Annotated in this window: 21 protein-coding genes; 14 read left to right on the top strand and 7 right to left on the bottom strand. The window is 56.1% G+C overall.

Annotated elements, in window-relative coordinates; all coding sequences use genetic code 11:
• Positions 1-6: 6 nt before the first annotated feature.
• Genes Q9245_RS10460 through Q9245_RS10435 form a run of 6 tightly spaced genes read left to right on the top strand, consistent with a single transcriptional unit; the run spans position 7 to position 4,499 of the window.
• Positions 7-1,155, top strand: a complete 1,149-nt coding sequence (locus tag Q9245_RS10460) for a homoserine O-acetyltransferase (protein ID WP_305897079.1) — start codon at positions 7-9, stop codon at positions 1,153-1,155.
• Positions 1,152-1,754, top strand: a complete 603-nt coding sequence (metW, locus tag Q9245_RS10455) for a methionine biosynthesis protein MetW (RefSeq protein WP_305897078.1) — start codon at positions 1,152-1,154, stop codon at positions 1,752-1,754. Before Q9245_RS10460 ends, metW begins: the two co-directional genes overlap by 4 nt.
• Positions 1,754-2,203: a DUF4426 domain-containing protein gene (locus tag Q9245_RS10450; protein ID WP_305897077.1), complete on the top strand. Its 450-nt coding sequence runs from the start codon at positions 1,754-1,756 to the stop codon at positions 2,201-2,203. Before metW ends, Q9245_RS10450 begins: the two co-directional genes overlap by 1 nt.
• Before the next feature lie 3 nt (positions 2,204-2,206).
• On the top strand, positions 2,207-2,806 hold the full coding sequence (rdgB, locus tag Q9245_RS10445) for an RdgB/HAM1 family non-canonical purine NTP pyrophosphatase (RefSeq protein ID WP_305897076.1): 600 nt from the start codon (positions 2,207-2,209) through the stop codon (positions 2,804-2,806).
• Positions 2,807-2,808: 2 nt separating this feature from the next.
• Positions 2,809-3,957, top strand: coding sequence for a radical SAM family heme chaperone HemW (gene hemW / locus Q9245_RS10440; protein WP_305897075.1), 1,149 nt, complete (start codon positions 2,809-2,811; stop codon positions 3,955-3,957).
• The gene (locus Q9245_RS10435) at positions 3,957-4,499 is read left to right on the top strand and encodes a hypothetical protein (RefSeq protein WP_305897074.1); all 543 of its coding nucleotides are present in this window, start codon (positions 3,957-3,959) and stop codon (positions 4,497-4,499) included. The genes hemW and Q9245_RS10435 overlap by 1 nt, the downstream gene beginning before the upstream one ends.
• 21 nt (positions 4,500-4,520) lie before the next feature.
• Here the strand turns inward: Q9245_RS10435 and trmB are convergent, their stop codons facing one another.
• From trmB to Q9245_RS10420, 3 genes are all read right to left on the bottom strand, one after another.
• Positions 4,521-5,246: a tRNA (guanosine(46)-N7)-methyltransferase TrmB gene (gene trmB, locus Q9245_RS10430; RefSeq protein WP_305897073.1), complete on the bottom strand. Its 726-nt coding sequence runs from the start codon at positions 5,244-5,246 to the stop codon at positions 4,521-4,523.
• 71 nt (positions 5,247-5,317) lie between these two features.
• Positions 5,318-6,856: a YifB family Mg chelatase-like AAA ATPase gene (locus tag Q9245_RS10425; RefSeq protein ID WP_305897072.1), complete on the bottom strand. Its 1,539-nt coding sequence runs from the start codon at positions 6,854-6,856 to the stop codon at positions 5,318-5,320.
• A 58-nt stretch (positions 6,857-6,914) separates the two neighbouring features.
• The gene (locus Q9245_RS10420; protein ID WP_305897071.1) at positions 6,915-7,166 is read right to left on the bottom strand and encodes an accessory factor UbiK family protein; all 252 of its coding nucleotides are present in this window, start codon (positions 7,164-7,166) and stop codon (positions 6,915-6,917) included.
• A gap of 369 nt (positions 7,167-7,535) precedes the next feature.
• Here Q9245_RS10420 and glnK point away from each other — a divergent pair, with 369 nt between their 5' ends.
• Positions 7,536-7,874 carry a P-II family nitrogen regulator gene (gene glnK / locus Q9245_RS10415; RefSeq protein ID WP_091997389.1) on the top strand — a complete coding sequence of 113 codons (339 nt, stop codon included), beginning with the start codon at positions 7,536-7,538 and terminating at the stop codon, positions 7,872-7,874.
• Between the two features lie 74 nt (positions 7,875-7,948).
• Positions 7,949-9,220 (top strand): ammonium transporter, encoded by a 1,272-nt coding sequence (locus Q9245_RS10410; RefSeq protein ID WP_305897070.1) that lies wholly within the window; start codon positions 7,949-7,951, stop codon positions 9,218-9,220.
• A gap of 73 nt (positions 9,221-9,293) precedes the next feature.
• On the opposite strand, the gene speE is transcribed toward Q9245_RS10410, so the two are convergent.
• On the bottom strand, positions 9,294-10,175 hold the full coding sequence (gene speE, locus Q9245_RS10405; protein WP_305897069.1) for a polyamine aminopropyltransferase: 882 nt from the start codon (positions 10,173-10,175) through the stop codon (positions 9,294-9,296).
• 138 nt (positions 10,176-10,313) lie between these two features.
• On the opposite strand from speE, the gene speA reads away from it, so the two are divergent.
• Entirely contained in the window at positions 10,314-12,224 is a 1,911-nt protein-coding gene (gene speA, locus Q9245_RS10400) for a biosynthetic arginine decarboxylase (RefSeq protein WP_305897068.1), read from the top strand.
• A gap of 2 nt (positions 12,225-12,226) precedes the next feature.
• On the opposite strand, the gene Q9245_RS10395 is transcribed toward speA, so the two are convergent.
• Positions 12,227-13,273, bottom strand: a complete 1,047-nt coding sequence (locus Q9245_RS10395) for an AraC family transcriptional regulator (RefSeq protein ID WP_305897067.1) — start codon at positions 13,271-13,273, stop codon at positions 12,227-12,229.
• 253 nt (positions 13,274-13,526) lie between these two features.
• Here Q9245_RS10395 and Q9245_RS10390 point away from each other — a divergent pair, with 253 nt between their 5' ends.
• On the top strand, positions 13,527-14,126 hold the full coding sequence (locus Q9245_RS10390; RefSeq protein ID WP_305897066.1) for a sigma-70 family RNA polymerase sigma factor: 600 nt from the start codon (positions 13,527-13,529) through the stop codon (positions 14,124-14,126).
• A complete protein-coding gene (locus tag Q9245_RS10385; RefSeq protein WP_305897065.1) occupies positions 14,123-14,761 on the top strand; it encodes a ChrR family anti-sigma-E factor in 639 nt (212 codons plus the stop codon). The genes Q9245_RS10390 and Q9245_RS10385 overlap by 4 nt, the downstream gene beginning before the upstream one ends.
• A gap of 41 nt (positions 14,762-14,802) precedes the next feature.
• On the opposite strand, the gene Q9245_RS10380 is transcribed toward Q9245_RS10385, so the two are convergent.
• Positions 14,803-15,540 carry an SDR family NAD(P)-dependent oxidoreductase gene (locus Q9245_RS10380; RefSeq protein WP_305897064.1) on the bottom strand — a complete coding sequence of 246 codons (738 nt, stop codon included), beginning with the start codon at positions 15,538-15,540 and terminating at the stop codon, positions 14,803-14,805.
• A gap of 197 nt (positions 15,541-15,737) precedes the next feature.
• On the opposite strand from Q9245_RS10380, the gene Q9245_RS10375 reads away from it, so the two are divergent.
• Positions 15,738-17,513: an acyl-CoA dehydrogenase C-terminal domain-containing protein gene (locus Q9245_RS10375; protein WP_305897063.1), complete on the top strand. Its 1,776-nt coding sequence runs from the start codon at positions 15,738-15,740 to the stop codon at positions 17,511-17,513.
• A gap of 193 nt (positions 17,514-17,706) precedes the next feature.
• Here Q9245_RS10375 and Q9245_RS10370 read toward each other — a convergent pair whose 3' ends face one another.
• Positions 17,707-18,408, bottom strand: a complete 702-nt coding sequence (locus Q9245_RS10370; RefSeq protein WP_199005204.1) for a LuxR C-terminal-related transcriptional regulator — start codon at positions 18,406-18,408, stop codon at positions 17,707-17,709.
• Positions 18,409-18,628: 220 nt separating this feature from the next.
• On the opposite strand from Q9245_RS10370, the gene Q9245_RS10365 reads away from it, so the two are divergent.
• Together Q9245_RS10365 and tcdA are read left to right on the top strand one after the other, a co-directional pair.
• On the top strand, positions 18,629-20,623 hold the full coding sequence (locus Q9245_RS10365; protein ID WP_305897062.1) for a hypothetical protein: 1,995 nt from the start codon (positions 18,629-18,631) through the stop codon (positions 20,621-20,623).
• A gap of 152 nt (positions 20,624-20,775) precedes the next feature.
• Positions 20,776-21,582 (top strand): tRNA cyclic N6-threonylcarbamoyladenosine(37) synthase TcdA, encoded by an 807-nt coding sequence (gene tcdA, locus Q9245_RS10360; protein ID WP_305897061.1) that lies wholly within the window; start codon positions 20,776-20,778, stop codon positions 21,580-21,582.
• The last annotated feature ends 5 nt before the right edge of the window (positions 21,583-21,587 follow it).

Raw genomic sequence — 21,587 nt, 5'->3', positions numbered from 1 at the left:
ACGCTCATGCCCGACTCCCTGCCTACGGATTCCGTGGGCCTCGTTAGCCCTCAAACCCTTCATTTCGACACGCCCATCGAATTGGCCTGCGGCCAATCTTTGGACAGTTATGATCTGGTTGTGGAAACCTACGGCACCTTAAATGCCGAAGCCAGCAACGCGGTTCTTATTTGCCATGCTCTTAGTGGCCATCACCACGCCGCCGGTTATCATTCCTACGACGATAAAAAACCCGGGTGGTGGGACAGCTGTATCGGTCCGGGTAAACCCATCGATACCAACCGTTTTTTTGTGGTTTGCCTGAACAACCTCGGCGGTTGCCACGGCAGCAGTGGCCCCAACTCGATCAACCCCGGCACGGGCAAGCTTTACGGGCCGGATTTCCCGGTCATCACCGTTGCCGACTGGGTAAAGAGCCAGGCCCGTCTCGCCGACCGTCTCGGCATTCAGCAGTGGGCCGCGGTAGTTGGCGGTTCGCTGGGCGGGATGCAGGCGCTGCAGTGGAGTCTGGATTATCCCGATCGCCTTCGGCACTCAGTGATCATCGCCTCTACGCCCCGGTTAACGGCACAGAACATCGCTTTTAACGAAGTTGCGCGCCAGGCCATCACCTCAGACACCGAATTTCATGAGGGCCGATATGACGAAGCCAGCACCTTGCCCCGGCGCGGCCTGATGCTGGCTCGCATGGTGGGCCACATTACCTATCTTTCGGATGCCGCCATGGGCGAAAAATTTGGCCGTGAACTGCGGGAGGAAGCGTTCAAATTCGGATACGACGCCGAGTTTCAGGTTGAAAGCTATCTGCGCTATCAGGGCGAACGCTTCTCCGAAACCTTCGACGCGAACACTTACCTGCTAATGACCCGCGCGCTGGACTATTTCGATCCGGCCTACGAGTTTGGCGGCGACCTGTCCAAAGCACTGGCACCTGCCCAGTGCGAATACCTGGTTCTTTCCTTCAGCACCGACTGGCGTTTCTCCCCTGCCCGTTCTGAAGAAATGGTGAATGCCATGATGTCCGCTCGCAAAAAAGTCAGTTACGCCGAAATCGATGCGCCCTGGGGCCACGATGCGTTCCTGATCCCAACCCCCCGATACACCAACGCGTTCACCGCCTACATGGACCGGGTAGCTCGGGAGGTGGGCGCATGAGAGCCGATCTGGAAATTATCCAACAGTGGGTTGAGCCCGGCCACCACGTGCTCGACCTCGGGTGCGGCGACGGCACGCTGTTGCATTACTTGCAGCAAGAACGCAACGCCACCGGCTTCGGCCTGGAGATCAACCCGGACCACATCACCACCTGCATGGGCAAAGGCGTGTCGGTGATCGAACAGAACCTGGACACTCAGGGCCTCGACAACTTCGGTGACGGCATGTTCGATATCGTACTGATGACTCAGGCTCTGCAAGCTGTGCGCAGGCCCGACAAAGTGATCGACGAGATGTTGCGGCTTGGCCGCGAAGGTATTGTCACCTTCCCCAACTTTGCGCACTGGCGCCTGCGCTGGGGCTTGGCGCTGAGCGGCCGCATGCCCGAATCCGACGCGTTGCCGTATAAATGGTACAACACCCCCAACATTCGCCTGTGCACCTTCAAAGATTTTGAAGCTTTGTGCCGGCAGAAAGGTATAAAGATCAAAAGCCGGCGCGTTGTCGACGGCCAACATCAAAACAGCTGGCTGGCCCGTGCATGGCCAAACCTGCTGGGCGAGATTGCGATTTACCGAATCACACGGGAGAGCACCTGATGAACATTCGTTCTGTCACTCGCGTTATAGCTTTGACCTTTGGCCTGCTGTTAATGGCGGGCCAAAGCCATGGCGGCGAAAAAAACTTCGGCGATTACCAGATCCACTGGAGCGTTTTTCCCAGCACCATGCTGACCCCGGAAGTCGCTAAAGCGAATAACCTTCAGCGCAGCAAAAGCATCGGCGTGGTGAACATCTCTATCATGACCGATAACGAGCACAGCCAGCCTCAACCGGTAGGCGGTCAGGTAGAAGGCCAGGTTGCCAACGACATCCAGCAGGTCAAGTTTCTGGCCTTTCGCCGGATTCAGGAAGGCGATGCGGTTTACTTCATCGCCCAGTATCAATATCGCCCGGCCGAACTGATGACCTTCAACATCACCGCACGACCCACAGGCCACCGCCAGGACCTGAAAGTGCGCTTCGCCCACTCTTTGTTTAACGACTGAATCATGTCTCAAAAACTCGTTATTGCCAGTAACAACAAAGGCAAAATTGCCGAACTGAATGACCTGCTCAGCCCCTTGGGCTTAACCCCTGTGGCTCAGGGCGAACTGGGCGTCGGTGAAGCTGAAGAACCGGCCGTTACCTTTGTTGAGAATGCCATTTTGAAAGCCCGGCACGCCGCTCGCGAAACCGGGTTGCCGGCTCTGGCTGACGACAGTGGTTTGGCCGTCGATGCCCTTGGCGGCCAGCCCGGGGTGCGCTCTGCACGCTATGCCGGCGCCGAAGCAACGGACCCAGACAATGTTGCAGCACTGTTAGAGGCGCTGAAAGACGTACCCGAACAGCAACGCAGCGCCCAGTTCCATTGCGTTCTGGTTTATCTGCGCCATGCGGATGATCCCACTCCGATTGTTTGCCACGGCCGCTGGCCGGGCCGCATTCTTGAGGAACCAAAGGGGGAAGGCGGCTTTGGCTATGATCCGGTTTTCTACGCACCTGAACACCATTGCAGTGCCGCTGAGCTGACCCGTGAACAAAAAGGCCGAATCAGCCATCGCGGGCGCGCTCTGGCCAGTCTGCTAGACCAACTCAAGGGCACCGATTAAACGTGCCCTCCTCCCCTGCTGTTTCGGTCTGTCCGCCGCTATCGCTGTATATCCACGTGCCCTGGTGCGTGCGCAAGTGCCCCTATTGCGACTTCAACTCACATGCTATTCGCGGCGACATTCCGGAGGCGGCCTACCTTGCCGCCTTGCTGGAAGATTTAGAGCACGATCTGAGCGTTGTCCGTGGTCGGCCGATTGAGAGCGTATTCATCGGCGGTGGCACGCCATCGCTCATGACCAGCGATTTCTATCAACGCCTGTTTGAAGGGCTTCGACAGCGCCTGACCTTCGCGCCCGATGCCGAAATCACTCTCGAAGCGAATCCCGGTACTTTAGAAGAAGGTCGTTACGAAGGTTTCCGCCAAGCGGGCATTAACCGGCTATCAATCGGTGTGCAAAGCTTCCATCAGGCACACCTGAAAACCCTTGGGCGCATCCACGATGCCAACGCCGCTCACCGTGCGATTGAGGCCGCGAAATCGGCGGGTTTCTCGAACTTCAATGTTGATTTAATGCACGGTCTGCCGGACCAGACACCGGAACAGGCCTTGGATGATCTGCGCCAGGCACTGGATCACCAACCCACGCACTTGTCTTGGTATCAGCTGACCATCGAGCCCAATACCGAGTTTTTCTCCCGACCACCGGATTTGCCAGATGATGATCGGCTTTGGGAAATTTACCGGCAGGGTTCGGAGTATCTTCGCGCCCACAACTTCAACGATTATGAAGTGTCGGCCTGGAGCCTTCCGAATCGCGAAAGCCGTCACAACCTGAACTATTGGCAGTTCGGGGATTATCTGGCGATAGGGGCCGGCGGGCATGGCAAAGTCAGCCTCGCCGATGGCCGGATTCTTCGATACTGGAAAACCCGCCAGCCGGAGGCTTACTTGAACCGGATTGGCTCCCGCACGGCCGGCAGCGAAGAGATTGAAGTGAAGGAACGGCCGCTGGAGTTCATGATGAACGTGTTACGACTCAAACAAGGTGTCGAAGAAAAACTGTTCACCGAACGTACAGGTTTACCCTTGAGTCCGGTTGAGGTACAACTTGAGCAGTTGCGGAAGCAAAATCTGCTGGTTCGAGATCGGATACAAACCACCGAGCAAGGCCAGCGCTATCTCAACAGCTTGTTGGAGCAGTTTCTCTGATGGACCAAACCCGGCATCACCCAAAGCGGCCCCTCGGATTGGCCTTGGCGGTTTCGCTGGCACTCAGTGCAGCGCTATTCATTGCACTGCTGGTGATGAATCAGCCACTGAAAACGACCAGTGCACCGCAAGGGATCATCAGCTTCCAACTGGCGGGCACCGCTCAGCACGCCCAAGCCATTCTCGCCAGCTGGCAGCCAGAAAATGTGTCGCTGGCCCGGGCTTCACTCTGGCTAGACTTTGCCTTCATCGCCGCGTACCTGACCCTGCTGCTGCAGCTGACCCGCCGGTTGTCGCGGGACCGCCCCGGCGTTCGGGAACGAATCATCGCCAAGTGGGTGCGCATGCTGTTTATCGTGGCCGGTACCAGTGATGTTATCGAGAACATTGCCCTGCTCAACAACTTCAATCCCCCCGACAACAGCCTGAGCATGGCTGCCAGCATCTTCTCGCTGCTCAAATTCACCGGGTTATTACTCGGCTTGGCGGGGCTTATCATCATTCGAGCGGCCCGCCGGCAACCGTTAACCCCGGCCTCGTAACGCCGGGGTTCGTTCCGCGGTTTAGTTGGTGCGGTGGTATAGCAAATCCCAAACTCCGTGCCCCAATTTCTCGCCACGTTGCTCAAACTTGGTAATCGGTCGGTCGTCCGGGCGCGGTGAATAACCGCCTTGCTCCTGGGCGTTGGCAAAACCTTGCGAAGCGTCCATGACTTCCAACATGTGCTCGGCGTAGTTCTCCCAGTCCGTGGCCAGATGCAGAACACCGCCCACGCGCAATTTATGGCGAATTCGCTGCACAAACTCCTGCTGGACCAAGCGGCGTTTGTGGTGCCTCTTTTTGTGCCAGGGATCAGGGAAGAACACCATCACCCGGTCCAGAGAGGCATCCGGCAGGCACAAATCGATGACGTCGTTGGCATCGATGTTATACACCCGCACGTTTTCCAGCCCGCGGTCATCAACTTCTTTGAGCAAAGCACCGACACCGGGCAAATGCACTTCCACACCGATGAAATCCTGCTCAGGCGCAGCCTCTGCCATGTCAGCCAGTGACCGGCCCATGCCGAAACCAATTTCCAGATTCAGCATGCTGTCACGACCAAACACTTCCCGGGGATCGATCACGCCATCTTCCCGGGTCAGGCCGTACTTCGGCCAATTGCGCTCGAAGGCTTTTTTCTGGCCTTCAGTCATCCGGCCCTGGCGTAACACAAAGCTGCGGATACCCCGGCGAGTGGTAATCGGATTTTCACCTTTGGAATCTTGCGAGTCGTTCTGGTCGGCCATTTGTTGTCCTCAACCGCCACTGCGGATCTGATTGCTGAAATTTACCCGACAGTTTAACAGAGTCCGAGCCATCAAGCGGAAACCAAAGAGCCCTGATCGTGTTGTCGATCCAGTTGCCGATAACCCAGCGCTTCTATCAAGTGGGATTTAGACAGGGATTCCTGCCCCTCCAAATCCGCCAAGGTGCGCGCTACACGCAAAATCCGGTGCAGGGCCCGGGCCGATAATCCCAGCCGCTCCATGGCATGGGCCAACAGTTTTTCACTACCGGCATCTAATCGGCATGCCTGATCCAGAGCCTTGCCGGCAAGTGACGCATTCAAGCTGCCGCGATCGCGCTGAAAGTTTCTGGCTTTCAGCACCCGCGCCCTGACACGGGCACTGCTCTCACCGGCTTCGCCTTGGCGAAGCAGCACTTCCCCCGCCTGTACCGGCACTTCAACATGCAGATCAAACCGATCTAGCAAGGGCCCGGATATCTTGGACCGATACCGCATCACCTGACTGGGCGTGCACTGACATTCAATATTCGGGTGGCCGCTGTAGCCGCATGGGCAAGGGTTCATCGCCGCGACCACCTGAAACCTGGCCGGAAAGGTGACTTGGCGTGCGGCCCGACTGATGGCGATTTCTCCGGTTTCCATGGGTTCACGGAGCACTTCCAGCACACGCCGTTCGAACTCGGGCAGCTCATCGAGGAAAAGCACGCCACGGTGCGCCAGAGAAATTTCGCCCGGCCGCGGGCTGCTCCCGCCACCGACCAATGCCACTGCTGACGCCGTGTGATGGGGCGACCGAAACGGCGGCTGGCGCCAACCCCCTGGTTGCAGCGGGTGCCCGGCCACTGAGTGCACACTGGCCACTTCCATCGCCGAGGCGTCGTCCAGGGCCGGTAGAATTCCCGGCAGACGACTGGCCAACATGCTTTTACCCGTGCCCGGAGGGCCAAAAAACAGCAGGTTGTGGCCACCCGCTGCGGCCACCTCTAACGCCCTTCGAGGCACCTGTTGGCCCCGCACATCGGCAAGATCGGCCCCCTTCTCCGTACCATTAGCCTGGGCCACATCGGTTTCTGGCCTGGGTATCGGCACCAGCTTCGCACGGCCGGTCAGATGCTCACACACCGTCAGGATGTGGCTTGCCGCCAGCACATCCCCCTGGCTTGCGAGCGCCGCTTCGTCCGCGTTGGCTTGCGGGATCAGAAGGGAGCGCCCTGCTTCCCGGGCCGCCAGCACCGCGGGCAAAACGCCCTTCAAAGGCCGCAAGGCGCCATCCAGTGACAACTCTCCCATAAACTCCAGTGGCTTGAGGCTATCCGGTGGAATCTGCCCCGAAGCGGCCAAAATGCCCAAAGCGATGGGAAGGTCGAAGCGACCGCCCTCTTTCGGCAAGTCGGCAGGGGCAAGATTGATGGTGATGCGTCGGGCAGGGAATTCGAAGCCGGCGTTGAGCAGCGCGCTACGAACACGGTCTTTGCTTTCGCGGACACCGGTTTCCGGCAAGCCTACGATAGAGAGCGCCGGCAAACCGCCCGACAAGTGCACTTCGACGGTTACTTCAGGGGCAGACACGCCAATGCTGGCGCGCGAATTGACAATCGCTAACATCATCACCTTCCATGGTGGGCTGGCATTTAACGGGCGCGTCCTGCGCCCGCATCTCAAAAAATTACGACTGGGCTTTTTGCTCCAGTTCGGCAACCCGCTTTTCCAGGGCTTCGACTTTCTCTCGGGTTTTCATCAACACCACTTGCTGGCCTTCAAACTCTTCACGGGTGACCAACTCCAGTTTGGACAGCACAGACATCACGGTTGCTCTGGCCTGAGTTTCAAAATCTTCCCGGGCGGCCCGCGCCATATCCGGAACAAACTGGCCAAACTGGCCTTGTAGCTGGGCAAAGAAATCTTGGGGGCCTTTCATGTTTTACCTCGTGGCGTCGATCTTTTCGTTCGTTCAGGACAATCGCCCATCCAATACTGCTATAGACGAGAGTGTATCACACCGCTGCCCCTGCCATACTGTACCCGCTGGGCCGTATAATAGGTTCCAGGCCTTGCCCGCTGACGGTTCAACCCTGAGTCAGATTGGGGCGCGGCGCCCCAATTTGGTGCGGCCATCTGCATCATTTGGGAACACATAAAAAGCAACTCAATGTTTTTATTATAATTTTTTGCGTTGGCATACCTGATGCTAAACCTTGTACACGATCCGCACAATTGATGTGCGAGGTGGCAGCATCCCGAACTCAACCACTTACAAAGTTGAGATGGCTTTACCAAGGAGAAAGCAATGAAACTTGTGACAGCGATCATTAAGCCTTTCAAATTGGATGATGTCCGTGAGGCACTATCCGAAATTGGCGTTCAAGGCGTAACCGTAACGGAAGTAAAAGGCTTCGGTCGCCAGAAAGGCCACACCGAACTCTACCGCGGCGCGGAATACGTGGTGGACTTCCTGCCCAAGGTAAAAGTTGAAATCGCCATTGGCGACAACCTGCTGGATCAGGTGATCGAGTCCATCACCAAGGCAGCCAATACCGGCAAGATCGGCGACGGCAAGATTTTCGTGACCGAACTGCAGCAAGCGATCCGAATCCGGACCGGCGAGACCGGCGAAGAGGCGGTTTGATACCGGCCTGATCCCCGGATCCAGCCAACGCAAAAAAATCAAATATCTGACGAGCCTTGTGCGGAGGGCTTCCTATGGAAAGCAATGTCTTTCACCTGCAGTATGCTATAGATACTTTTTATTTTGTCATTTGCGGCGCATTAGTCATGTGGATGGCCGCCGGCTTTGCCATGCTCGAAGCCGGTCTGGTGCGCTCCAAAAACACCACTGAAATTCTCACCAAGAACGTTGCCTTGTTTGCGATCGCCAGCACCATGTACATGGTCTGCGGCTACGCCATCATGTATGGCGGCAATTTGTTCCTCTCCGGCATCGCCGATGTCGATGTAGACGCCGTGCTGGGTGATTTCGCCGCCCGTGAAGACGGATTCGAAGGTGGCTCCATCTACTCTGGTGCGTCCGACTTCTTCTTCCAGGTGGTTTTTGTTGCCACCGCCATGTCGATCGTATCCGGCGCCGTTGCCGAGCGTATGAAGCTTTGGGCCTTTCTGGCCTTCGCAGTGGTGATGACCGGTGTCATCTATCCGCTGGAAGGTGCCTGGACGTGGGGCGGCAAAGACGTGTTCGGCCTGTATAACCTGGGCGATCTTGGCTTCAGTGACTTTGCCGGCTCAGGCATCGTACACATGGCCGGTGCAGCCGCGGCTCTGGCTGGCGTGTTGTTGCTGGGTGCCCGTAAAGGCAAATACGGCCCGAACGGCGAAATCCGCGCGATTCCGGGCGCCAACATGCCGCTGGCGGCGTTGGGCACCTTGATTCTGTGGATGGGCTGGTTCGGCTTTAACGGCGGCTCTGTACTGAAGCTTGGCGACATCGCCAGCGCAAATTCCGTCGCCATGGTGTTTCTGAACACCAACGCCGCCGCAGCCGGTGGTGCGATCACCGCCTTGGCTGTTGCCCGCCTGATGTTTGGCAAAGCTGACCTGACCATGCTGTTGAACGGTGCCATTGCCGGCCTGGTGGTCATTACCGCCGAACCGTCAACTCCAAGTGCATTGACCGCCACCCTCTGGGGCGCTCTGGGCGGTGGCCTGGTGGTGCTGAGCATCGTTGCACTCGATAAACTGCGCATTGATGACCCGGTTGGTGCCATCTCTGCTCACGGTGTGTGTGGTTTCCTTGGCCTGATGCTGGTGCCAGTCACCAACGGTGACGTGACCTTCAGCGGCCAGTTGATTGGTGCCCTGACCATCTTTGTATGGGTGTTCGTCGCAAGCCTGATCGTCTGGAGCATTCTGAAAGCCGTGATGGGTATTCGAGTCAGCGCCGAAGAAGAATATGAAGGCGTCGACATTGCAGAATGTGGCTTGGAAGCCTACCCCGAGTTCGGCAGCAGCAAGCAATAACCGCTGCCAGAGAAACCCAAAAGGGCGCCCTCGGGCGCCCTTTTTGTTGTATTGGCCGCTCGCCCGGGCGTCGTCAGCCCTCTTCCGGCCGTACCTGATCTTCCAGCGCATCAATCATGAATTGCGGCATGGCCAAGGCTCCGTGGTGGATACCCGCGTTGTAATACCGGGTGACGAACGGCCGGTCATTCACGTCTTCTTCACGGAAATACTTGAGCGGGTTGTCCTTGCTGCCCATTGTGCAACTCCACCAGCCCGTCGGGTATACCGGTTGCGGAAACGGCAACGTTTGCACATGGCCGAAGCCGGCTTTTCGCATATCGGTGTGAATATCCTTGATGATCGATTCGGTATGCAGCAAAGGTGACTCACTTTGCTGCACCACGAGGCCTCCCTCCTTCAGCGCAAGCATCGCATCGCGGTAGAAATCGAGAGCAAACAGACCTTCCGCCGGCCCCACCGGGTCAGTGCTGTCGATAATCAGCAGGTCGATGCTGTTTGGCTCCACCTCGCGCATCCACTTCACGCCATCACCAAAGAAAAAGTTGGCTCGAGGATCGCTATTGGCTTCACACAGTTCCGGGAAATATTTTTCAGACATGCGGGTCACCCGCTCGTCGATTTCCACCTGCCAGGCTTCTTCCACACCCGGGTGCTTCAACACCTCTTTCAGCGTGCCGCAATCACCGCCACCGACAATCACCACCTTTTTCGGATCTTTGTGGGTGAACAACGCCGGGTGCGTCATCATCTCGTGGTACAGAAAGTTATCGCGGGTGGTCAGCATCACACAGCCATCCAGCACCATCAGATTGCCGAAGGTCTCGGTTTCGTAGATCTCGAGCTTCTGGAACGGCGTCTGTTCCTCATGCAGTTTGGCTTTTACCTGCAAGGAAAAGGCCGTGCCCTGATCCTGGAATACTTCGGTAAACCAGCCTTCATTCAATGCTGTCATATCACTCTCCAACTGTATGCCGCTGCACCACGCCCGGACATCTCGAAAGAGGCGTATTGTAGGGGCAGCAGTCAGCTCCTACAATGCAGCCTTCAACGGTTTTCCCGCCGACTCGGGTTTCCTGACAGGATAGCAACAATGGCAGAATCTACCGCATCACCTGCACACAAGGTTTACAACATTGCTCATTGGAGTGACGGCTATATTTCCGTCAATACCGAGGGCGAAGTGGAGATCTGTCCGGACCGGGGCCGGAGCGCGGCTCATATTAATCTGCCCAGACTAACCCGGTCACTGACCGACGCCGGTCTGGCTCTGCCGGTGCTGGTCCGATTCACCGACATCCTGCACGACCGGGTGAACAAACTGTGCGGTGCGTTCAATAAAGTCACCCACGAACAGGCTTACCAAGGTCGCTACACGGCGGTTTACCCGATCAAGGTGAACCAACAGCGGCGGGTGGTCGAAGAGCTGGTGGCCGCCGAGCCCGCAGCCTCAAACAACCAAATTGGTCTGGAAGCCGGCAGCAAACCGGAACTGCTGGCTGTGCTGTCCCTCGCCCGCAAACCCGGTTCGGTGATCGTGTGTAACGGCTACAAAGACCGCGAGTACATCCGGCTGGCTCTCATCGGCCAAAAACTGGGCCACCAGGTGTTTATCGTTGTTGAGAAACAGTCCGAACTGCCGCTGATTCTGGAAGAAGCCAAGAAGCTCGGCGTCTCCCCTTTGATTGGTGTGCGGGCACGACTGGCCACCATTGGCAAAGGCAACTGGCAAAATACCGGCGGCGAAAAATCGAAATTCGGGTTGTCTGCCAGCCAGATACTGGAAGTTGTCGAAACGCTGAAACAGGCCGGCGCACTGAATACCCTGCAACTGCTGCATTTCCATCTGGGGTCACAAATTGCCAACATCCGCGACATTCAGACCGGGCTGAAAGAATGCGCGCGGTTCTACAGTGAGTTGCGCCATCTCGGGGCGCCCATCGGCACCGTCGACATTGGCGGCGGGCTGGGTGTGGATTACGAAGGCACCCGCTCTCGTAGCAGTTGCTCAATGAACTACACCGTTTTCGAATACGCCTACAACGTCGTGCACGTGCTGCAAGCCGAGTGCGACCGTCTGGGCCTGCCACACCCGGACCTGATCAGCGAATCCGGACGGGCTCTGACGGCGCACCATTCCGTGCTGATCACCAACGTGATCGACCGCGAAGTGCCCCTTCATCGCGAAGCTTCCGAGCCTTCAGCCTCTTCTCCGGCCCCGCTGCAGGATCTGTGGCGAGACCTGCGCAGTTTGCAGGATGACCAGAGCCCACGCTCGCTGGCGGAAATTTACCACGACGTGCTGCACGCCATGACCGACGCGCACGCCCAGTTCGCGCACGGATTGATGTCGTTGAGCGAACGCGCTCAGGCTGAGACTTTATACACTCGTAGCTGCCGGTTGATTCGGGGCCAGCTGGATAGTGCCAACCGCGCGCATCGGGAAATCATCGACGAACTGAACGAAAAGCTGGCTGAAAAACTGTTCGTGAATTTTTCCCTGTTTCAATCACTACCGGATGTTTGGGGTATTGATCAGATTTTCCCGGTCATGCCGATAAACGGCTTGAACCGGCCGTTGAACCGCCGCGCCGTGGTACAGGATATTACTTGTGATTCGGATGGCCGGATTGACCACTACGTAGACGGTCAGGGCATTGAAACCACACTCCCCTTGCCCGAGCACAACCCGGAAGAACCCTTGCTAATCGGTTTCTTCATGACCGGCGCCTACCAGGAAATTTTGGGCGATATGCACAACCTGTTCGGTGACACCCATTCAGTCGATGTTCGCCTGAACGAACACGGCGAGTACCTGATCGGTGAACCAATCACCGGTGACAGCGTTGCCAAGGTCTTACGCTATGTAAACTTCGAGCCGGCCAGTATTGTCGAGGCGTATCAACGCAAGTTTAAGGCGAGCAACCTTGAGCCAGAGCTTCAGCAACAGTTGCTGGCTGAACTGGCCGCCGGCCTTGAAGGGTATACCTACCTGGAAGAATAGCCTCAGACCGGATGATCAGTTTGCAAACTGCGCCACGCCGAAGGAGAAATCCCCTCCCACTTGCGAAAGGCCCGGCTAAAATTAGACGGGTCGCTGTACCCCAGGTGTTCGGCGATTTCATCAATGCTCATCTGAAGACTCCGGCGCAACAAATCCAGTGCCCGATGATGGCGAACAGTGTCTTGTAACTGCTGAAACCGGGTTCCCTCGGCCGCCAACTGGCGGCGCAGCGTCCGTGACGATACGTGCAGTTGCGCAGCCACCTCTTCCAGCCCCGGCACGCGGCCATCGCGAACCGATTCCAGCATGCGCACCACCTGACTGGTGATCGACGTTGAGGCTTGCAGCTTGCGTGCTTCTTCCTCGCACTGGGCCTCGGCAACCCGCCGTGCTACCGGATTTGCGAGCAGCATGGGCAGCGCAAGAAACTGCTTATTGAACCGCAACTGATTCACCCCCGCATCGAAGCAAATCATTTCCCCGAATAAAACGGTGTAGCGGTCAACGCCTGCCGGGCGGGGGAAATTCACCAGGCAACGCCCACCCTTGAGTATGCCAGCTCCCAGTAGCAAGGCACTGACGTCCATCAGCGCGCCCAGAAACACTTCGATATTGAAGCGATACAGGTCATGCATATCATGAAGTACGTCCATTTGAATCACGGCCTCATCACCCTCCAGCGACAGGTCCATGATCAGATAGGGAAACCGGATTGGCAGGTACTTCGCCAGAACACGAATAGCCTGTTCCAGGGTGTCGCAGCTGATCGACGCTTGAGACAGCGCGCCATGGGTCGTTATTTTGAGCCTCAAGCCGAACTCGAGTCCCAGCTCCGGATCGCCCGTCCGTTTCAACGCCGCCCGACACAGTTCCGCAAACTGGTCGCCGGTAATCAGGTTGTCCGGATGACTCAATTGGCTGTTACGAATATCAGCCGCTGAGAGCAAGTCCGCGCGGCGAACGCCCTTCTCCTCCGCCAGCTGGCACAAAATATCAACGTAATGGGCACGCATGACAGGCAGAGTGCCCTGGTTGGATGTGAGGCTCATGGTTTGTATATCTGTTGTTATTGTGACGCCCATTTCGAGCTCGTTCTTCAAGATTAGCCTCAAGCTGAAGAGCCAACAATTACCGCAATGACGGACAAACCCGACTGCCCGGCCAGCCCGCCCGGAAAAATTATTCAATCCGGCAATCTGATCCCCGACAGCCTGCGTAAAACAGACACTGACAAAAAAGTGGTGAGTGCATAGAATCATGACAGTAGCCAAATACAATCACGACACTACCAAGGAGCATCCAGTGCCAACACTGGAACAGCCACCTGCGCAAGGCGAGGGCCGAAAGGACCCATGGGGTGCTTTGCTGGAACGAGTAGGAAAAAACCAGGATAAAGCGGCCTACCACGCGTTATTCGAGCACTTCGCACCACGAATCAAGTACTACGCGATCTCCAATGGCATCGCCAGCCATGCCGAAGAGTTGGTACAGGAGGTTTTCATTGCGATCTGGAGGCGCTCCAGTCTTTACGATTGGCGCAAGGCCGCGGCATCCACCTGGATCTTCACCATTGCTCGAAACCAGCGTATCGACATGCTGAGAAAGGTTCAGCGGAGAAGTGCAGAGATGGCCATTGAAACGGAAGACCTCTGGCAAATCCCGGGCGAACACGATGACGAGCCGGTTTCGTCGCTGCATCGGCTGACATCCGAGCGGCGCATTCGCGAGTCGCTGAGCTTGTTGCCTCAAGACCAGGTAACGGTGATCGCCAAAGTCTACATGGAGCACAAATCCCATCAAATGGTCGCCAATGAACTTGACCTCCCCCTGGGTACCGTAAAAAGCCGGGTTCGCCTGGCGCTGAACAAACTGAAAGTGATTTTGCAGGACGAAAACCTATGACACGACATCATCCAGACAGTCTGAGCCTGATGGATTACAGCGCTGGCAACCTGAGTGAGCCCCACGCGTTGTGTATCCGCCTGCATCTGGAGAAGTGCGTCCATTGTCGGAGTCGGGTTGACACGTTGAATAGCCTCGGCGCCGTAATGATGGAGCAGCAACCTGACGTGACCGTGTCGGAAACCAGCTTCGAGCAACTTCTGGCGCGCATCGACGAGACGCCGGCCCCTGCCCCTTCACAGAACGACGCACATCGACTGAGCGCGCTTCAGAAATTGCTCGGTGACGACTTCAACGATCTGCCCTGGAAGCGGCAACTGCCAAACGTCAGCGTTGTCGATATCAGCGACAGGTTCCCTGGCCAGGAGGAGCGCGTGATACTTCAGAAACTGGCCGCCGGCGGCAAAGCTCCGGCCCACACCCATCGCGGCACCGAAACCACGATCGTGCTGCAAGGTGCGTTCTCTGACGTCAAGGGCGTTTTCAATCAGTGGGACTTTGTCGTGCTGACCGATCAAGACGTGCACAAACCCGTTGCCCTTGGCCATGAAGACTGCATCACGCTGTCCATTCTCAGCGCGCCATTGAAACTCACCGGCCCCTTCGGGCGCTTGCTCAATCCTTTCATTAGCTGATGCCCCTTACCCTGCAGGTGCCCTCGCACCTGCAGGGCCTTTTACCAAGGCAAGTCGCGCCCATCCCAGTTGATAAACCGCCCGCTGTCTTCTTCTGATAAAGTCGAAAGAACGTTGAACAGATGATCCGCTGTTGCGTCCGGCTCATGCACGGTGAGTTTTGCCAGAGATTGGCTAAAAGGATCACTCAATGCCGAACGCGTCGTGCCGGGATGCAACGCGACGCACGCCACGGGGGCGTATTTGCGGGGCAATTCGACCGACAGGTTCTTTACCAGCATGTTCAAGGCCGCTTTCGAGCATCGGTAGGCATACCACCCCCCAAGCCGGTTGTCCTGTATTGAACCGACCTTGGCGGACACAGCGGCCACACGGCTTAATCGCTTGCCTCGAAACCAGGGCGAAAGCGCCTGAACCAGCAAGGCAAATCCGACACAATTCACCTGATACGCCTGAAGCATATTGGCTAGGTGGATATCCTCTACCCGTTTTTCCGGCGTGGCTTTGTCATTGTGCAGCCAGCCTGCGGCGTAGATCAGCGTTACGCCGCCTTGCGCTGACGCCAAGAGATCCCGAACTTCAGGGTGTGAGGCCAGGTCCAGCGGGTGCTCTGCCTGCCAACCCATCAAGTACACAGCCGGATGCTCCCGGAGCCGTTCACTCACGCCATCAAGTTGTCTGGCCAATCCGATCAACGGCTCGCCCGGCCGCTCAGCCAGAAACCGTTCTGCGAGCGCACTGCCAATGGCACCGGAAACCCCGGCAATGATGACCGTCATAGCGTTATCTCCTGAATGAATATTGGGTCTGTCCCAGAGTAATACGCACGCAAGTTCACATCAGGTTGATTGACGGTGAGCCAATGTTTTCAAACGCACGTATGACTTTGGACACGGATTATTTGCGCTTGCGGACCGTTGAGCGGCGCAATAGCCACCGCAATCCGTGCCGATTTCATTTTTACAGGAGAGTGTCCATGCAATACCAGGCGCCCGCGAATGACCTTCGCTTCTTACTGTTCGATGTTTTGGGAGCTGACAAACTGCACGAACTGGAAAAGTACGCGGATGCAACACCCGACCTAATATCCGCCGTCATTGAAGAGGCCGGCAAACTGGCGTCCGAAGTCATACAGCCAACCAATCAGATCGGCGACCGCCAAGGCTGCAGCTACGACCCGGAAGCTAAAACGGTCAAAACGCCAGACGGTTTCAAACAGGCCTACCAGACATTCGTGGAAGGCGGCTGGACGGCACTGGATGCCCCCATCGAATTCGGCGGCCAGGGTTTGCCGCACACGCTGAAGTTCGTCGTTGACGAAATGATGTGTTCTACAAATCTGTCCCTTGGCATGTATCCCGGGCTGACTCATGGTGCCATCAGTGCGCTGTATGCCCACGGCTCCGACGCGTTGAAAAACACCTATCTGGAAAAGCTGATTAGCGGTGAATGGACAGGCACCATGTGTCTGACCGAACCCCAGTGTGGCACCGACCTGGGCCTGATTCGCACCAAAGCCACGCCCAACGAAGACGGCAGCTACGCCATCGAAGGCACAAAAATCTGGATCACCGGCGGTGAGCACGATCTGGTTGATAACATTGTGCATCTGGTGCTGGCCAAACTGCCCGGTGCACCCGACACCACCAAAGGCATTTCTTTGTTCTTAGTGCCGAAAGTGCTGCCCGAATCTGGCGAGCGCAACCCGGCATTCTGCGGCGGGCTCGAGCACAAAATGGGCATCAAAGGTTCTGCCACCTGTGTCATGAACTTTGAAGGCGCAAAAGGCTGGCTGGTGGGTGAGCCCAACAAAGGCATGAGCGCCATGTTCACCATGATGAACGAAGCCCGCCTGATGGTAGGTATGCAGGGCCTGGGTCTGGCTGAGATGGCCTACCAGGAAAGCCTCGCCTTCGCCAAAGAACGCCTGCAAAGCCGGTCTTTGAGTGGCGCTAAGAACCCGGACGGCGCGGCAGACCCGATCATCGTGCACCCTGACGTGCGCCGCATGCTGATGCGCCAGAAGGTTCTGAACGAAGGCATGCGCGCCTTAGCCTTGTTTACCGGCCACCAGCTGGATCTGTCCGTCGCTCACGACGATGCCGAAACCCGAGAAAAGGCCGATGACCTTGTACAGCTGCTGACTCCCGTGGTGAAAGCGTTCCTGACCGACGAAGGCTACACCAACGCGAACTGGGGCCAGCAAGTGCTCGGTGGTTCCGGGTTTACCCAGGACTGGCCACTTGAACAACTGGTGCGCGATGGCCGCATCGCCCGGATATACGAAGGCACCAACGGTATCCAGGCAATGGATCTGGTGGGTCGAAAACTGTCCTTAAAAGGTGGTCAGCTGGTTCGGACTCTGTTTGCGCTGTTATCGGACTACCTCAAGGATAACCAGGAAGCCCCGTACCGGGATGAGCTCAAGTCCGCTATCAAACACCTGGAGCGCGCGACAGTCTGGCTGGCGCAGAACGCCCCGAGCGACCCTGAGCAAGCAGGCGCCGCTGCCACACCTTACCTGCGGGTTATGGCCCTGACGGTCATCGGCTACCTCTGGTCACGCATGGCCGACGTTGCCGGCCGTCAACTGGAGGCGGGCGAAGGCAATCGCGCGCTGCTGGAAAGCAAACAGGTATCGGCCCGTTATTATTTTGAGAAATTGATGCCGGAAATCGATTGGCTGCTCAAAGACATCGAGTCCGGCAAGGAGAGCATGATGGCGTTCGACGATCATCATTGGTTGGCTTAAACGGCAATATGCCGATCAAACCAACATCGGCGTCCGAAAATGACCGACCATTGACTGCTTGTGACCTTCTACACGCAGGCCAGAAGGATAATACTGGCTACGTTGATTAGTGTCTCTGAACTAGTCCAGCCTGACTTCACACGAGTTAGGTATCTTCTTTTAACCACGCTTTTGCGTGGTTTTTTTTTGCGTGTTACTCGCCATCACGGGACGTAATGGAATCATAACGGACGAGCAACGACACCAACTCTAACTGCCTATTTGTACGGGTTTTTCTGAACAAGTTGCGAAGATGATATTTCACGGTTTCGCGCGACCGACCAGAGTTTTTCGCAATCTCCGCAAGGCCTTTTCCGGCTACAAGCTGCTCAGCAATCTGTGTTTCAGCCGGAGTGAATCGAAACGTTTCTCCCAGCCGATCTGAACTGATCTCAGCCGGTGCGCGGTATCCATTTAGCCTGCAATAAATCGCGATAGCCCGTTCAATATGAGGGAGCATGGTTTCCAACATACGAAGCTCATGCTCGAACAAATACTCCTGTCCTTTCTTGCACTGCACACCAAAAAAACAGACAGTATCAAGCTCTATCGCCGACACAGCGACAACAATTTCACTCACCCCCGGACTGGTCTGCCAGCGGCTCCCTGAGCTATTGTCTCGGGTCAGAAAATCGCTGTAGTAAGCCGCGACAGACGCCGAAAGATTGAAAACCCAAGATGTGGTTGGCACCGTGTTCACTCGGCTTTTTATCACGATAAACCCACCACCGAGCCCCATAGACTGGCCTAATGACGCCAGAAACGGGTAAAAGCCGACATCGTTTGAGATTGCGTCGTAAATCAAGCCAATCAGCTCAATTAAGTCTTTCTCTGAACCGCACTGCTCCCTGTCCATCCGGCCCTCAACTTACGTCATCCCTTGCGACATAAGCTAGCCCACACTTTGTATTTATACAAAAAACCCATCATTACACTTCACATACAATCTATCGTCTTTCCCTACCCATGTGGGGTGCGTCTATACCAAGAACGTTGCCTATAAATGATAGGTCGGATAGTGATGCTGCTCCGGCCGATATCACCCGTACGGATGCCTATTTCTTGGAGAGATCTTTATGCACAACGTTAAAAAACTGGCACTAGCCTCAGCCATCGCCAGCGTGTTCGCAGTCACTGGCTGTAGTAATAGCGGCAGCAGTGGCGACAGCGCTAGTGGGGAAACTGTATCAGGCAAAGCATCTGCACCTAGCGGAACAGTCGCCAAGCTCAACCAACCCGGCGCACTAGAGATCGCTTTCTCATTTATTGTTCCGGAAGCTGCTGCAGCTATTACCGGGCTTGAACCTATCAAGGGCGCTGACGTCGAGCTCATTCGCGTTGATGATGACGGCAACCAAGTCGGCGATGTACTCGCCAAAACCAGCACCTCTATAACAGGAGATTACACACTGACTTTGCCTACCGGAGTCAGTTTGGCCGGCAACCTGGTCGTTCGCATAACCGGTGCGAATCATCAACTCAGGGCCCAAGTCGTCGAGAAGAATGTCGATATTTCGCCGGTTTCCGAATTCGTTCTGCGCAAATTCATCGAATCCGGGGCAGACTTGGATCAACTCGTTGTTACTGACGTAGTCAAATTAAACGGCAAAGTTGAGGAGTTCGACCTCACGGCTGGCGCAAACCTGGAACAAATGTTTGATGTGCTTGAACAAGAAGTCGGTGCGTTCGTTGAAACCGAAGTCGCCTCGGTTTCCGCTAACGGTGCCGATGTCAGCAACATCGTTGGTGACTACAACAATGCGGCCTTTGCTTTCGCACTGCATGACAATGACGATGGGAGCAACGGTACCTTTGCCCATGATATGTGGCTGGGTGATTTTACGTTCGCTAACGGCGGCACAGGCACCGTCAACATGACCTATTTGTCGGAGGACAGCGCCTGGGCCAACCTTTCAGGAACCGCTATAGAAAACAGCTCGATTGACTATGACACCGAGCTCGACGACGGCAATAGCCAGGAAACATTTGATGGGTCATTCAATACTCTAGGGATTCTGGCCGTACAAGGTGAATTTGAAGAAGATATTGAAGGGGACGAGCCTTACGGCTGGCGCTTTCCTGCCATGACCTATGTTTTCCAGCAAGTCGCTGATACAGGCCTGTTCTTCGGCCTCACCCACGAAGCCGGCGTTCGCTACGGCACCATCGATTCTGATAACGATGGCACTTACGACGCTATCGACCCTGACGACAAGCACGGCGATGAGGTATTCCGCACACTTGAAGTATTTGCTCGAAAACCCGCCAATCTTTCGGACACAGCGATGACGGGCGACTACGGGCGGGTCTACTTTGGCTCCAGGCTCAGTTCCGGGAGCATCGAACTATTCAGCGCCAACAATACGGTTACGTTTTCAACTGGCTTCAACGGCACCGTTAGCGCAGGCACGGAGCGTGAAATCATCGTGAACAGCAGCGGCGCCGCCTCCTACGGCGACCAGCCCACGCCCTCAGAATCCTTCACGTTAACGGTGGCGGCTGATGGCACAATCACGGATGGCCCTGAAGGTGGCGCAATAGGCTTTGTCAGCGAAGATGCCGGGTATGTCGATTTCTCGGAAAGTGCCGGAGACAATACGGCTGGTTTCGCCGAATTCGACAAAACCATGCTCGTTAAGTTAGGTGACTCGACCCCCAGCGTCAGCGGAAAGAAATATCGACTGCTGATGGCGAGCGCTCATCTCGAGGGCGGAGCGACATCATCCATCGCATTGTTTGCCAGCCAGTTCAACACATTCCTCACAATGGACAGCAATAGCGCCGGTAAAGTAAGCGGCAACTTCTCTGAGATCCGCAAAGAACAGGGCCTTGGCGACAACATTGAAGCAACGGTTCACCAAGAGTCCGATCTTGCTTTCAACATCGAGATTGACAGCAATGGAGGCACAACCATATCCGTTCCCGACACTGACGGTGGCGCAACCAAATTCGAAGGTTTCTTCAACGCCGACGCCAGTTTCGGAGTCTTCACAACCGGCTATCTTGAAAAGGATGCCGTAGACTACAACGAACTTGGATTGGCAGTGTTGGTGGATGTAACCCAAAAATAGCCATCTCCTCACTGCAAGCAAACAAAACGGCGAATCTTGTTTAGGTTCGCCGTTTTCGTTTTTCACACCGAATAGCCCCTGCCACAACCCCTGCGTTACAATCTGCCCCTCTTTGCAAAACGATACGTTCAACCTGACACCACGAGCCCTGAATGACTTCTGACTCTCCGCAGCCTGACGACTACAGCTTTCGCTTTGGCGGCATTGAACGCCTGTATGGCCGAAAAGCGCTAAATGCTTTCAGGCAAGCTCACATCGTTGTGGTTGGTCTGGGCGGCGTAGGCTCCTGGGCTGCCGAATCTTTGGCTCGCAGCGGTATTGGCACCCTTACCCTGATCGATATGGATGACATTTGTGTGTCCAATACCAACCGCCAGCTTCATGCCTTGCAAGGTCAGTACGGCCAGACCAAAACCGACGCCATGGCGCAGCGTTTGCGCGCGATTAACCCGCATGCGGATATTCGGGTGCATTTCGGTTTTCTGACCACCAAAAACGTGCAGGAACTGATCACTGAAGAAGTCACCGGCGTGGTGGACGCCATCGACAGTGTGAAATCCAAGGCCAGTCTGATTGCTCATTGCCACCGGCGGAAGATACCCGTGGTCGTTGCCGGTGGTGCCGGCGGCCAGATGGATCCTACCCAAATCCAGGTGGCTGATCTCAGCAAAACCACCCAGGACCCTTTGCTGGCAAAAGTTCGCAATCTGCTGCGACGTGAATATAATTTTTCTCGAAATCCGAAGCGCCGTTTCGGCATCGAAGCCGTATACTCATTAGAACAGCTGACCTACCCGGCCCCAGATGGCGAGGTATGCCACCAGAAACCCGCAACGGAAGGCCCTGTTCGACTCGATTGCGCTTCGGGCTTTGGCGCTGCCAGCCCTGTAACCGCAAGTTTCGGTTTTTTTGCTGCTTCCCGGCTGCTAAACCGAATCGCTCGTCGAGCTAACTTATAAACTTA

Origin of the sequence: Marinobacter sp. MDS2, assembly GCF_030718085.1 — a bacterium.
GTDB lineage: Bacteria > Pseudomonadota > Gammaproteobacteria > Pseudomonadales > Oleiphilaceae > Marinobacter.
The sequence above is the reverse complement of the archived record's forward strand: the minus strand, read 5'-3'. Positions and strand labels throughout refer to the sequence as shown.

Excerpts from the sequence above, each read along its gene's own strand:
- Q9245_RS10460 (WP_305897079.1), top strand. The coding sequence starts at position 7 with ATGCCCGACTCCCTGCCTACGGATTCCGTGGGCCTCGTTAGCCCTCAA.
- metW (WP_305897078.1), top strand. The coding sequence starts at position 1,152 with ATGAGAGCCGATCTGGAAATTATCCAACAGTGGGTTGAGCCCGGCCAC.
- Q9245_RS10450 (WP_305897077.1), top strand. The coding sequence starts at position 1,754 with ATGAACATTCGTTCTGTCACTCGCGTTATAGCTTTGACCTTTGGCCTG.
- rdgB (WP_305897076.1), top strand. The coding sequence starts at position 2,207 with ATGTCTCAAAAACTCGTTATTGCCAGTAACAACAAAGGCAAAATTGCC.
- Q9245_RS10435 (WP_305897074.1), top strand. The coding sequence starts at position 3,957 with ATGGACCAAACCCGGCATCACCCAAAGCGGCCCCTCGGATTGGCCTTG.
- trmB (WP_305897073.1), bottom strand. The coding sequence starts at position 5,246 with ATGGCCGACCAGAACGACTCGCAAGATTCCAAAGGTGAAAATCCGATT.
- Q9245_RS10425 (WP_305897072.1), bottom strand. The coding sequence starts at position 6,856 with ATGATGTTAGCGATTGTCAATTCGCGCGCCAGCATTGGCGTGTCTGCC.
- Q9245_RS10420 (WP_305897071.1), bottom strand. The coding sequence starts at position 7,166 with ATGAAAGGCCCCCAAGATTTCTTTGCCCAGCTACAAGGCCAGTTTGGC.
- glnK (WP_091997389.1), top strand. The coding sequence starts at position 7,536 with ATGAAACTTGTGACAGCGATCATTAAGCCTTTCAAATTGGATGATGTC.
- Q9245_RS10410 (WP_305897070.1), top strand. The coding sequence starts at position 7,949 with ATGGAAAGCAATGTCTTTCACCTGCAGTATGCTATAGATACTTTTTAT.
- speE (WP_305897069.1), bottom strand. The coding sequence starts at position 10,175 with ATGACAGCATTGAATGAAGGCTGGTTTACCGAAGTATTCCAGGATCAG.
- speA (WP_305897068.1), top strand. The coding sequence starts at position 10,314 with ATGGCAGAATCTACCGCATCACCTGCACACAAGGTTTACAACATTGCT.
- Q9245_RS10395 (WP_305897067.1), bottom strand. The coding sequence starts at position 13,273 with ATGAGCCTCACATCCAACCAGGGCACTCTGCCTGTCATGCGTGCCCAT.
- Q9245_RS10385 (WP_305897065.1), top strand. The coding sequence starts at position 14,123 with ATGACACGACATCATCCAGACAGTCTGAGCCTGATGGATTACAGCGCT.
- Q9245_RS10380 (WP_305897064.1), bottom strand. The coding sequence starts at position 15,540 with ATGACGGTCATCATTGCCGGGGTTTCCGGTGCCATTGGCAGTGCGCTC.
- Q9245_RS10375 (WP_305897063.1), top strand. The coding sequence starts at position 15,738 with ATGCAATACCAGGCGCCCGCGAATGACCTTCGCTTCTTACTGTTCGAT.
- Q9245_RS10370 (WP_199005204.1), bottom strand. The coding sequence starts at position 18,408 with ATGGACAGGGAGCAGTGCGGTTCAGAGAAAGACTTAATTGAGCTGATT.
- Q9245_RS10365 (WP_305897062.1), top strand. The coding sequence starts at position 18,629 with ATGCACAACGTTAAAAAACTGGCACTAGCCTCAGCCATCGCCAGCGTG.
- tcdA (WP_305897061.1), top strand. The coding sequence starts at position 20,776 with ATGACTTCTGACTCTCCGCAGCCTGACGACTACAGCTTTCGCTTTGGC.